This is a genomic window from Pseudomonas sp. GXM4, from assembly GCF_008923895.1.
Classification (GTDB): Bacteria; Pseudomonadota; Gammaproteobacteria; order Pseudomonadales; family Pseudomonadaceae; genus Aquipseudomonas; species Aquipseudomonas atacamensis.
This window is the reverse complement of sequence record NZ_WBRZ01000209.1, coordinates 1-9,454: the sequence shown is the minus strand read 5'-3', so window position 1 is coordinate 9,454 and position 9,454 is coordinate 1. Positions and strand designations below refer to the sequence as shown.

The following is a 9,454-nucleotide window of genomic DNA, read 5'->3' as shown; positions in this document are numbered from 1 at the left end:
CTGCAATCGCCCGCTAGGCTTTGGGCATGGCAGCAGTCAAAGGAGTGACAGTAAATGCACCACACCCTGGAACAGGTTTTTGGTTATCCACAGTTTCGCCCCGGTCAGGAGGCCGCTGTCAGCGCGGTGCTGGCGGGGCGCTCCGCGGCGGCAATCTTTCCCACCGGCTCCGGCAAATCGCTTTGCTATCAGCTGCCTGCGCTTTTACTGCCACACCTGACATTGGTGGTTTCGCCGTTGCTGGCGTTGATGCAGGATCAACTGGCGTTTCTCAAGCGCCACGGTATCTCCGCAGGCAGTATCGATTCGGCGCAGAGCCGCGAGGATGCCAACGACGTCATGGCCCGTGCGCGTTCGGGGGAATTGAAGATTCTGATGATCTCCGTCGAACGCCTGAAAAATGAGCGCTTCCGCAATTTTCTGCAGCAGGTGCCGATCTCGTTGCTGGTAGTCGACGAGGCGCACTGCATTTCCGAATGGGGCCACAACTTTCGGCCGGACTACCTGAAATTGCCGGACTACCAACGTCAGTTCAACATCCCGCAGGCCTTGCTGCTCACCGCCACGGCGACCCCAAAAGTCATCGCCGACATGCAGGCCAAATTCGCCATATCTCCGGACGATGTAGTGACCACCGGTTTCTATCGGCCCAACCTCAACCTGCTGGTCGAGCCTGTACGCGGTCAGGACAAGCGCCGGCGTCTGGTCGAATGGATGAGCGAGCGTCCCGGGCAACCGAGCATTGTCTACGTGACGTTGCAGAAGACCGCCGAGCATATCGCCGAGCATCTTCAACGCAACGGAATCCAGGCCGAGGCATACCACGCGGGTTTGCCCCACGATCAGCGTGAAGACATTCAACGCCGCTTCATGGCCGGGCAGTCCAATTGCATTGTCGCCACCATTGCCTTCGGCATGGGCATCGACAAGAGCGACATCCGTAACGTCGTGCATTTCGATCTGCCCAAATCCATCGAAAACTACAGCCAGGAAATCGGCCGCGCCGGGCGTGACGGACAGCCTTCGGATTGCCTGGTACTGGCGAATCGCGACAGCCTCAATGTGCTGGAAAACTTCGTCTACGGTGATACGCCCGAGCGTGATGGCATTCGTTATGTGCTCGATGAACTCAAAGCCTCGGTCCCGGAAGGGCAATGGGAGTTTCTGCTTGGGCCATTGGCGGATCAGAGCAACATTCGCTCTTTGCCGTTGAAGACTTTGCTGGTGCAGCTGGAACTGCGGGGCCTGATCGCGCCGCGCTACGCTTATTACGCTGAATACCGCTTCAAATATCTGCTTGAGCCTGAAGCATTGCTCCAGCGCTTCGAAGGCGAGCGCAGGGATTTCGTTGCGGCGATCATCAGAACGTCCACGCGAGCACGCACCTGGGCCACAGTAGATTTCGAGGCGATGTATTCGCAGTATTCCGCCGAGCGCAATCGCGTAGTGACAGCGCTTGATTACTTCCAGGAAAAAGGCTGGGTCGAGCTTGAAAGCAAGCAAATGACCGAGGTTTACAGCCTGCTGCAAAGTGATTTTGACAGCGATGCCCTGAGCGCTGAGCTCCACGAGTATTTCACTCGCCATGAACGGACTGAGGTGGCGCGGATTCACGCCATGCTTGAGGTGTTCGCCACCGAACGCTGCCTGGGTTATCGCCTGGCCGAGTATTTCGGTGACCAAAATGCCCCTGAACATTGCGGGCATTGTTCGGTATGTCACGGCCAGATCGCGCGGTTGCCGGAGCCGCCGCCATTGCCGCCGCTTGTGGATAAAAACTTCGCGCAGCTGTGTGGTGAATTTATCCACAGGCATGAGCAGCACACAGGCAGCCTTCCGACGGCCGAACGCCTGACACGGTTCCTGTGCGGAATCAGCGTGCCGTTGTTCACCAAACTCAAGGCGCGGGCGATACCGGGTTTTGCTGCGTTGGAAGAGTATCCCTACGCAAAGGTCCGCGAGTGGGCGGACAGTCACTCGCTCGATTAAGCAGAGAATCTGTGGGCGCTGCATCCATCCGCTGAATGTCGATCATCACGCTAATAAACTTCAAAAAGCGTCGTGGCCTGACTAAGGTTGGAATCTGTCTTTGGGCCACCCATAAGAGAACAACATGAGCCAGACAAGCTTCGAGATTCAGCAGGCTGCCGTGATCGGCGCGGGCACCATGGGCCGTGGCATCGTCATGTGCCTGGCCAATGCTGGCGTGAACGTGCAATGGGTGGATAACAATCCACAGATGCTTGAGCAGGCGCTGACGACGGTCGCGCAAACTTATGCACACAACGTGCGCCAGGGCCGCATTGATCTGGCCGAGGCGGATGCGCGAATGGCTCGGGTATCTGCAGCGGCGGATTACGCGGCGATCCGCAACGTCGATCTGGTGATCGAAGCGGTGTACGAGAACCTCGAACTGAAGCAGAAGATTTTTCGCGAGCTGGATGGCCTGCTCAAGCCTGAGGCGCTGCTGGCGAGCAACACCTCGGCACTGGACATCGACGCCATTGCGGCTGCAACCCGGCGCCCGGCACAGGTGCTGGGTCTGCACTTCTTCAGCCCGGCGCACATCATGAAACTGCTGGAAATCGTGCGCGGTGCGCAGACCTCGCCAGGGGCGCTGGAGGCCGCGCTGGCACTCGGCAAGCGCATGGGCAAGGTCAGCGTGGTGTCTGGCAACTGCCACGGTTTTATCGGCAACCGCATGCTGCATCCGTATGTACTGGAAGCGCGCAAGATGCTCCTCGAAGGTGCTTATCCACAGCAGGTGGATGCCGCGCTGCAAGGTTTCGGCTTCGCCATGGGGCCGTTTCGCATGTACGACGTGGTCGGCATCGATCTGGAATGGCGTGCTCGGCAGCTAGCTGGCAAGGGGCAGGATGCGCCCGAGGTTCAGGTGGATAACAGCCTGTGTGAGATGGGCCGGTTCGGGCAGAAGTCCGGCAACGGCTACTACCACTATGAGCCGGGCAGTCGCCAGGCCGAGCATGATCCCGAAGTGGATGCACTGGTGCTGCGGGTCAGCGAAGACCTGGGTTTCCAGCGTCGCGACATCGGTCCTGAAGAAATCCTTGAGCGCTGTTTGCTGGCGCTGGTCAACGAAGGCGCGAAGATTCTGCAGGAAGGCATCGCCGGCTCGGCCCATGACATCGATCTGGTGTACTTGAACGGCTATGGTTTTCCAGCGGAGAAGGGCGGGCCGATGGCCTGGGCGGATCAGCAGGGGCTGGCGGATATCCATCAGCGCTTGCTGACGCTGGAGACACGCCAGGGCGATCAGTGGACGCCGGCGCGGTTGATTGGCGAACTGGCGGCGCAGGGGAAGGGGTTTGCTGATCGTTGACGCCGGTCGGCTGTGCTGACGCCTTCGCGAGCAGGCTCGCTCCCACAGGTAAAGTGTTCGTCATCATGATCAAATTCAAGTAAGAAAATGCGAGAACCCTGAATGAATCAACGCTGCGACTACCCCCACTTCCAGCCCATCACCACACGCTGGCACGACAACGACGCCTACGGTCACGTCAACAACGTTACCTACTACAGCTTCTTCGACACGGCGGTGAACACTTATCTGATTCAGGTCGGTGGCCTGGATATTCATGACGGCGAAGTGGTGGGATTCGTGGTCAGTTCCGCCTGCGATTACTTTGCCTCGATCGCTTTCCCCGATCTGATCGAGATCGGACTGCGGGTCGGCAAGCTGGGCAACAGTTCGGTGCAATACGAACTGGCTGTGTTCAAGGTTGGCGAAAGCGAGGCGTGTGCGGCGGGGCGGTTCGTGCATGTGTTTGTCGATCGGGCGAGCAATCAGCCGGTGCCGATTCCGGCAGGTTTGCGTGGGCCGCTGGAGCGGCTGGTGGTTTAGACGTGCAAAAAAAATCGCAGCCCCAAGGGCTGCGATTTTCGTTCAAGCCTTCGCCCTAGTGGTGGCGATAGTACTTGTGATGCTTGCGGTGGCCGTAGGCATGGCCGCGACCTGGATGACCACGGTCGCGGTAGTAGCGACGGTCATCATGGCCACGGTCGTAGCGACGATCATCGTCGTCGCTCTTGTTGCCCATGTAGTTACCCAGCGCGCCGCCCGCGCCGCCACCTGCGGCAGAGCCGATCAGGCTGCCGGTGGTGCCGCCAAGGCTGCGGCCGACAACGTTACCGCCGGCTGCACCCAGTGCACCACCGATGGCCGCTTCGCCACGGCTGCGCTTGTCGGCGCCGACCGCACTACCACCCGCGCCGCCCAGGGCTGCGCCGATGGTGGAACCTGTATTGCCGCCTAACGATTGACCGACGACCGAGCCAAGAACCCCGCCCAATGCGCCGCCCACACCTGCTTCGGTGGTGCCTCCGGCAGAAGCGAAGCCACTGACCAGGCCAAGGGACAACAAGAGAATCGAGGAGAACTTCATAGAGGATGAGCCTCAAAGGGATGACGGCGCCGATCCTGAAGCTCTGCAATGGGCGTGACAATCAAAATCCGACGAATAACACGACTTGTATACAATATTGCAAGTTACTGTTTTTTCACCGGAACTTAACCGATTTTCGCCGGTCTTTAGCTACTTCGGACAGGCCGTTTTCATGCAAAAACGGCCTTTTTTGTGGGCGGTCGAAAATCTTCGCCACGGCAGATCTGTTGACAGGTCGATCGCTTTCGCGAGCAGGCCGGATCTGGCTCCGCGGTTAAGCGGATTTAGCCATGATCAACCCAGTCTCACTCGCCGCTTCCAGCCGGATCGCAATGAACTTCGACGTTGGCGTGTGGCTGCCATCCCCCGTACTTTCCAGCGGCACCAGCGGATTGACCTCTGGATAGTACGCCGCCGCCTGCCCCGCAGGAATATCGAACGCCAACAATGTAAAACCTTTCACCCGACGCTCGCGACCGTCGTCCCAGATCGACACGATGTCGGCCTTCTGCCCTGGACGGAAGCCCAGACGAATGATGTCGGCCTCATTGGCGAACAGCACGTCGCGCTGGCCCTTCACGCCACGGTAGCGGTCGTCGAGACCATAGATCGTCGTGTTGTACTGATCGTGGGAACGCATCGATTGCAGGATCAGATCCGGCACCTGCCCGGTGGCGCGGGTGCGTTCGTGAACCAGATCTTTCGGCAACTGGTTGGCGCGGAAATTGGCACGGCCCGATGGCGTGTTCCACTTGCGGGCGCCAGCCGAGTTGCCCAGATAGAAGCCGCCCGGGTTTTTGATCTTGTCGTTGAAGTCTTTGAAACTCGGGATGGTGTCGGCGATCAGTTCGCGAATGCGCCTGTAATCGGCTACCAGCCAGTTCCAGTCCACCGGTTGGCTGCCGAGAGTGGCGGCAGCGATGCCGGCGATGATCGACGGCTCCGAGCGCATCTGGTTCGACAGCGGCTGCAACTGGCCGTTGGACGCGTGGACCATGCTGAACGAGTCTTCCACGGTCACCGCTTGCGGGCCTTCGGTCTGGATGTCGATGTCGGTACGGCCCAGGCACGGCAGGATCAACGCGTCTTTGCCGTGAGCGAGGTGGCTGCGGTTGAGCTTGGTGCTGATCTGCACGGTCAGGTCGCAGTTGCGCAGCGCTTCGAAAGTGCGCGAGCTGTCCGGCGTGGCCTGGGCAAAGTTGCCGCCCAAGCCGATAAACACCTTGGCGCGACCTTCGGCCATCGCATGAATCGCCTCGACCACGTTGTGGCCATTGTGGCGCGGCACCTTGAACTGGAAGCGACGCTCCAGCGAGTCGAGGAACGCCACCGGTGGACGCTCGTTGATGCCCATGGTGCGGTCGCCCTGCACGTTGCTGTGACCACGCACCGGGCACAGACCGGCGCCAGGTTTGCCGATATTGCCGCGCAGCAGCATCAGGTTGGCGATTTCCTGAATGGTCGGCACCGAATGACGGTGCTGGGTGATGCCCATGGCCCAGCACATGATCACGTTCTTGCCTTTGGCGTACATGCGCGCAGCTTGCTCGATCTCGACCAGGGTCAGCCCCGATTGCTCGACGATCTGCTCCCACGAGGTGTCATCGACAGTGGCGAGGTACTCCAGCACGTTAGCGCTGTGGGCATTGAGGAAATCATGGTCGAACACCGCCGGCTCGCCTGCCTTCTGCGCATCGCGTTCCCATTGCAGAAGGAACTTGGCCATGCCGCGCAGCACCGCCATGTCGCCGCCGAGTGCCGGGCGGAAATACGCGGTGTTGGTCGGCTTGTCGCCGTTGGTGAGCATTTCGATCGGGTGCTGTGGATGCTGGAAACGCTCCAGACCGCGCTCTTTCAGCGGATTGATGCACACCACTTGGGCGCCGCGTTTCACCGCTTCACGCAACGGTTCGAGCATGCGCGGATGGTTGGTGCCAGGGTTCTGGCCCCAGACGAAAATCGCGTCGGCGTGTTCGAAGTCGTCGAAGGTTACCGTGCCTTTGCCGACACCGACACTCTGCGCCAACGCCACGCCGCTGGCCTCGTGGCACATGTTCGAACAGTCAGGGAAATTGTTGGTGCCGTAAGCCCGCACGAACAGTTGATACAGATACGCGGCTTCGTTGCTGGCGCGCCCCGAGGTGTAGAACTCTGCCTGATCCGGGCTCGGCAGATTGCGCAGGTGCTTGCCGATCAGAGCGAAGGCATCTTCCCAACTGATCGGCTTGTAGCGATCGGACTCGGCGTCGTAGACCATCGGCTCGGTCAGGCGGCCCTGATATTCCAGCCAGTAATCGCTCTGCTCCAGCAGCGAAGTGACGCTGTGCTTGGCGAAGAATTTGGCATCGACGCGACGCTTGGTCGCTTCCCAGTTCACCGCTTTGGCGCCGTTCTCGCAGAACTTGACCATGCCGCTTTCCGGCGAATCACCCCAGGCGCAACCTGGGCAGTCGAAGCCGCCATTCTGGTTGGTCTTGAGCATCATGCGCAGGTTTTTCAGGGCGTTGTCGCTGGTCAGCCACGCCTGGGCCACACTGATCAGGGCGCCCCAGCCGCCGGCGGCACCTTTGTAAGGCTTATAGCGCGGGACAGGTTTCTGGTCGGCTTGATGATGTTGGCTCACGCTTGATTCTCCATCGCGGGGCTGTACACCCGCGGCGCACTTTTCTGCGGCAGGTGGATGAGATTGAGGTTGTGGCGCCGGGCCCATTGCACGGCGAGGCCGGTGGGTGCCGACAGGCTGACCAGGGTCTGGATCCCGGCACGCAGGACTTTCTGGATCAATTCGAGGCTGCAACGGCTGGTGACGATCGCCAGGCCGCCTTCGGTGGAAATCTTCTGGCGTATCAGTCCGCCGATCAGCTTGTCGAGGGCGTTATGGCGGCCGATGTCTTCACGACCGAGCAGCAATTCACCGCTGGCATTCATGAACACCGCAGCATGCACCGCGCCGCAATGCTGGCCGAGCGGCTGGAAGGCGCCGATGCGCTGGCGCAAACCGTCGAGCCATTCGATCGGTGGCAAGGCTGCGCCCGGCAACACTTTGAGCTCAGGCAGCGCCTGTTCGACCGCTTCGACGCCGCACAGTCCGCAGCCGCTGGTGCCGGCCAACTGCCGACGCTGCTGTTTGAGGTTCCAGAATGCGCGATTGGCGATGGTCACTTGCGCGTATTGCGCCGAGCCTGCGCCTGTCAGTTGCAGATCGTAGATATCGCTGGCGTCTTCGATGATGCCGCTGCCGAGGCTGAAGCCGACAATGAAGTCTTCCAGATCGGTCGGGGTCACCAGCATCACCGCCTGGCTGATGCCGTTGTAGGCGATCGCCAACGCGACTTCCTCGGCCAGCGCGGTGCTGGCCGATGCCTCAAAGGGTAGATCGCTGTAGCTGTAGGTCTGGCTGGCGGCAGGCGCGGGCGTTTCAATTGCTGGCGCCGCGCAGGCTGGGCGCTTGGCGTTCATGGCATCACCGACGGTTTGATCTAGGTCAAGACTAGGCGCGGCAAGTTGTCGCGTCTAATCGCTATTACCGATCTACCGATAGATGCCGTCGATCAAGCGTCTTTTGGCGATTTCTGATAAAGCGCGAAACAGGCTTCTGCCAGCGCTGAACGCGGAGCGCCACGGCGCATGATCAGCCCCAGCGGGGCGAGGGTGTGGGCGTTCTCGATCGGTTGCAGGCGCAGGTGATCAGCAAGGGTTTCCGCGCCGCCGTCGAGGGGCATGATTGCGCAGCAAAAACCGCCGTGGACTGCTTGCAGCAGTTGATGCACGGCGTCGGTTTGCAGCAGCGGCTGCGGGGTCAGGCCGCGGCTGTGGAAGTTGTGGTCGATGGACTGGCGAAAGTGCATGCCGCTGGTGAGCATGCACAGCGGCAATTCGATCAGCGATTCCCAGCTCAGGGGTGCTTCGCCGAAACTGAACGAGCGCTCGTCATAGAGCAAGCCCATGCGCGTCTCGTTGAAGGCCAGCGAATCGAAGCGCTCGCTGTCCAGACGTTCCAGATACGAAACGCCTATGTCGATGCGGTTGTTCGCCAAGTGTTCGAGCACCTGCTCGGAGCTCAGCGACGACAGTTCGAAGCGCAAGTCCGGGTGCGCCGCGTGCAGACGTTGCATCAGCGGCAAGGGATCGAAGCTCGACAGCGGCACCACCCCCAGGCGCAACGTACCGATCAGGTTGCCGCGACAGGCCGCCGCTTCTGCCTGCAAGCCGTCGTAAGCCGCCAGCACCGTGCGCGCCCAAGCCAGCACGCGCTCGCCCGGCGCGGTGAAACCTTCGAAGCGCTGGCCACGGTTGACCAATGGCAGATCAAGTTCTTCTTCGAGGCTGCGCAAGCGCATCGACAGGGTCGGCTGGGTGATGTGGCAGCGCGCGGCGGCCTGGCCGAAATGGCGGGTTTCGTCGAGGGCGATGAGGAATTTCAGTTGCTTGATGTCCATCTTCGCTCCGGGCGGTTGGCGGGGTGTGGCGATTCTACCGCCTGCGGCGCGGCAGCGTCATTGGTCGGACCGGAACCGGGTTTGGCTGGGGTGGTCTAGGCTTGGACGACTGACCCTTTATTACATGGAGTGAATGCGATGAGCCTTTTGAGTTTTGTCAAAGAAGCCGGTGAGAAACTGCTTGATCTGTTGACTCCCGGAAACGCCAATGCCAGCGAGCAGTTGAAGGAACATATCAGCAAGGTCGGGCTGGGCAATCCCAACGTGCAGGCGACCGTGGATGGCGACAAGGTAACTGTCACCGGTGAGGTGGCGAGCCAGGAAGAGAAGGAAAAGATTCTGCTCGCGGTGGGCAACATTGCCGGAGTAGGCAGCGTGGATGATCAGATCACTGTGACCGGACCGGTCGTCGTGGCTGCCGAGTTTGTCGAGGTCAAGGCAGGTGACACGCTCAGTGCGATCTCCCTGCGAGTCTATGGCAATGCCAACCAGTACGAGAAGATTTTCGAAGCCAACAAACCGATGCTCAAGGATGTGAACAAGATTTATCCGGGGCAAAAGCTGCGCATTCCAAAATAACGCGATGCCCATGTAGGAGCTGCCGAAGGCTGC

Annotated in this window: 8 protein-coding genes; 4 read left to right on the top strand and 4 right to left on the bottom strand. The window is 60.3% G+C overall.

The annotated features are described in order from the left end of the window. Window positions 1-54: 54 nt before the first annotated feature. From F8N49_RS21055 to F8N49_RS21045, 3 genes are all read left to right on the top strand, one after another. The gene (locus tag F8N49_RS21055; protein WP_122747929.1) at window positions 55-1,989 is read left to right on the top strand and encodes an ATP-dependent DNA helicase RecQ; all 1,935 of its coding nucleotides are present in this window, start codon (window positions 55-57) and stop codon (window positions 1,987-1,989) included. Window positions 1,990-2,113: 124 nt separating this feature from the next. Then, window positions 2,114-3,340 (top strand): 3-hydroxyacyl-CoA dehydrogenase, encoded by a 1,227-nt coding sequence (locus tag F8N49_RS21050; RefSeq protein WP_151552402.1) that lies wholly within the window; start codon window positions 2,114-2,116, stop codon window positions 3,338-3,340. Window positions 3,341-3,442: 102 nt separating this feature from the next. Then, window positions 3,443-3,862 carry a thioesterase family protein gene (locus F8N49_RS21045; protein WP_151552400.1) on the top strand — a complete coding sequence of 140 codons (420 nt, stop codon included), beginning with the start codon at window positions 3,443-3,445 and terminating at the stop codon, window positions 3,860-3,862. Between the two features lie 55 nt (window positions 3,863-3,917). Here F8N49_RS21045 and F8N49_RS21040 read toward each other — a convergent pair whose 3' ends face one another. The 4 genes from F8N49_RS21040 to F8N49_RS21025 all read right to left on the bottom strand — a co-directional run bounded on the left by F8N49_RS21040 (window position 3,918) and on the right by F8N49_RS21025 (window position 8,842). Next, complete coding sequence (locus F8N49_RS21040; protein ID WP_016772172.1) at window positions 3,918-4,403, bottom strand: glycine zipper domain-containing protein; 486 nt, start codon at window positions 4,401-4,403, stop codon at window positions 3,918-3,920. Between the two features lie 274 nt (window positions 4,404-4,677). After that, the gene (locus F8N49_RS21035) at window positions 4,678-7,026 is read right to left on the bottom strand and encodes an FdhF/YdeP family oxidoreductase (RefSeq protein WP_122508423.1); all 2,349 of its coding nucleotides are present in this window, start codon (window positions 7,024-7,026) and stop codon (window positions 4,678-4,680) included. Continuing rightward, window positions 7,023-7,862 carry a formate dehydrogenase accessory sulfurtransferase FdhD gene (gene fdhD / locus F8N49_RS21030; protein ID WP_071174078.1) on the bottom strand — a complete coding sequence of 280 codons (840 nt, stop codon included), beginning with the start codon at window positions 7,860-7,862 and terminating at the stop codon, window positions 7,023-7,025. The genes F8N49_RS21035 and fdhD overlap by 4 nt, the downstream gene beginning before the upstream one ends. Window positions 7,863-7,954: 92 nt before the next feature. Continuing rightward, window positions 7,955-8,842 carry a LysR family transcriptional regulator gene (locus F8N49_RS21025; protein ID WP_122508424.1) on the bottom strand — a complete coding sequence of 296 codons (888 nt, stop codon included), beginning with the start codon at window positions 8,840-8,842 and terminating at the stop codon, window positions 7,955-7,957. Between the two features lie 138 nt (window positions 8,843-8,980). Here F8N49_RS21025 and lysM point away from each other — a divergent pair, with 138 nt between their 5' ends. Then, a complete protein-coding gene (gene lysM / locus F8N49_RS21020) occupies window positions 8,981-9,421 on the top strand; it encodes a peptidoglycan-binding protein LysM (RefSeq protein ID WP_071174080.1) in 441 nt (146 codons plus the stop codon). Window positions 9,422-9,454: the final 33 nt, after the last annotated feature.

What these genes read in the sequence shown, in the direction of transcription:
- F8N49_RS21050 (WP_151552402.1), top strand. Translation starts at nt 2,114, where the DNA reads ATGAGCCAGACAAGCTTCGAGATTCAGCAGGCTGCCGTGATCGGCGCG.
- lysM (WP_071174080.1), top strand. Translation starts at nt 8,981, where the DNA reads ATGAGCCTTTTGAGTTTTGTCAAAGAAGCCGGTGAGAAACTGCTTGAT.
- F8N49_RS21045 (WP_151552400.1), top strand. Translation starts at nt 3,443, where the DNA reads ATGAATCAACGCTGCGACTACCCCCACTTCCAGCCCATCACCACACGC.
- F8N49_RS21025 (WP_122508424.1), bottom strand. Translation starts at nt 8,842, where the DNA reads ATGGACATCAAGCAACTGAAATTCCTCATCGCCCTCGACGAAACCCGC.
- F8N49_RS21055 (WP_122747929.1), top strand. Translation starts at nt 55, where the DNA reads ATGCACCACACCCTGGAACAGGTTTTTGGTTATCCACAGTTTCGCCCC.
- F8N49_RS21040 (WP_016772172.1), bottom strand. Translation starts at nt 4,403, where the DNA reads ATGAAGTTCTCCTCGATTCTCTTGTTGTCCCTTGGCCTGGTCAGTGGC.
- fdhD (WP_071174078.1), bottom strand. Translation starts at nt 7,862, where the DNA reads ATGAACGCCAAGCGCCCAGCCTGCGCGGCGCCAGCAATTGAAACGCCC.